This is a genomic window from Candidatus Jordarchaeum sp. (genome assembly GCF_052745115.1).
Map to the genome: position 1 here is coordinate 1 of NZ_JBRAKS010000547.1, position 1,630 is coordinate 1,630.

A 1,630-nucleotide genomic window follows, 5' to 3' on the forward strand; every position below is an offset into this window, starting at 1 on the left:
CAGGAACCGAACACCATCTGGAAGTGTCCTAGATGGGTAAGTTTCGGACAACGGGAAGACAGAGTAAGGATAAGAAGACCGTATACTGGTTTGCCCCAGTTTAAAATCAGTGCCAACCTCAAAAAAGCATATACATCTCGTCAACTCGATAATGGAGGATTTGAAAAGCGGCAGCAGGAACTTGAATTTTGGATTAAGAGAGATGACTAATTAAGCCACATTCAGTACTATTCCTTATATTTTCCCATTTTTAGAATAAGAAAAAATCAATATACACTTATTCGCGACAAGAATTAGTGAAAGGCAATATTGAATGGTTTAAAAATTTAAAAATAGTATTTTAGCATACTTGTTGTAGTGGTTTAGGATAATATTGTTAACAGTAGTATTCTTCTTAGAATTCCACTAATTATTTCTTTTCTAGTACAGGTGTGTTTAAAACGCTTCTTTTAACAGCGGTAAACCAAAAGCAATTGTTAAATTTTGTTATGAAACACTATGCTTTATTTTGGTGCCCAGTAGCATTTTTTGGGTGACATGACTTTTCCTTCTTTTTTCAGATTTTGAATCGCCGCAGACACCTGTTTACTCTCCAAGCCGGTAATCTTTGCCACATCTCCCGGTCTTACCGGTTTTCCTGCCTTCTTCATTGCTTCCAGCACCACTTTTTCAGCATCTCCCATTCATTTTCACCTCATTTTTAATAGATGATAATAAATATGCTACATTGGGTTTAAAATTTTTAACTATGCGTTAATCGTTCTAATAATTAATATGCTTATCTAACCATCTATACTCGGTACCTTACACTGCCTATGGTCATTATTCCAAGATGTTTTTTTCAATTTCTTTTTCGAATTCTTTAACATCGTCCAAGTTTTTTTTAATTATTTCCAGCAATTTTCTGTTTTCAATTTCCCCGTATCTATGAACTAGCAGGTTTCTGAATTTTGCCATATTTTGCATTTTCTCGGACAATCCTTGACTAATGACTTTTTCTTCACCGAGAATTTGGAATATTTCACTGTACGTCTCTGCTCTCCTATATCCACTAACCGAGATTATGTGGTTGGCAATGTCGATACAAAATTCAATTATCTCGAGAAGAGAGTATTTTACCGCTTGAATATCTTTATAATTTTTTTCAAATTCTTTAATTTTAGAATCTTTATACTGCTCTAAGAATTTTATATTCCGTTCAATTATGTCTATTTTTCCTTCTATAAGATTTCTATCTACCTCCAAAAGACTCCCCCCTCAGTATGAGGTTATTATTCGTCTTCTTCTTATTCTATCATATTCTTCATATAAGGGTTTGAAATCTAGGTAGCTTTTTGTTATAGTCGTTTCGAACTCTACTCTTTCCTCCTCATCTCTGCAAAAAACCACTTTTCCTTCCTTGATCACTTGGTAAACAAATCTTACCGACTGCCCATTCAGTATTCTAACGTCAATTTCACGTTTTGAGTTCAGCTTTTTTTCTAACTCATTAGCAATTCTAGCAGGATATAGAGGGTCGGGCTCAAACTCTTTTCTTAGTACGAGTCCCAGATCTATATCGCTCACCTCATCCGCGTAACCGTTGTCCGAAACTTACCCATTTAGGACACCGCCTAAATGGTGTTCGGTT

General features: G+C 35.2%; 3 protein-coding genes and 1 pseudogene. 1 reads left to right on the forward strand and 3 read right to left on the reverse strand.

The window, feature by feature from the left end:
* Positions 1 to 210, forward strand: a 210-nt coding sequence (locus ACUVXA_RS20685) for a hypothetical protein (protein WP_445873186.1), incomplete at its 5' end; no start/stop codon positions are given.
* A 293-nt stretch (positions 211 to 503) separates the two neighbouring features.
* On the opposite strand, the gene ACUVXA_RS20690 is transcribed toward ACUVXA_RS20685, so the two are convergent.
* The 3 genes and pseudogenes from ACUVXA_RS20690 to ACUVXA_RS20700 form a co-directional block, all read right to left on the reverse strand.
* A complete protein-coding gene (locus ACUVXA_RS20690) occupies positions 504 to 683 on the reverse strand; it encodes a transcriptional regulator (protein ID WP_445873187.1) in 180 nt (59 codons plus the stop codon).
* Between the two features lie 139 nt (positions 684 to 822).
* Complete coding sequence (hepT, locus tag ACUVXA_RS20695) at positions 823 to 1,245, reverse strand: type VII toxin-antitoxin system HepT family RNase toxin (protein ID WP_445873188.1); 423 nt, start codon at positions 1,243 to 1,245, stop codon at positions 823 to 825.
* 12 nt (positions 1,246 to 1,257) lie between these two features.
* Positions 1,258 to 1,572 (reverse strand): annotated as a pseudogene (locus ACUVXA_RS20700) (nucleotidyltransferase domain-containing protein); the annotation flags it as partial.
* Positions 1,573 to 1,630: the final 58 nt, after the last annotated feature.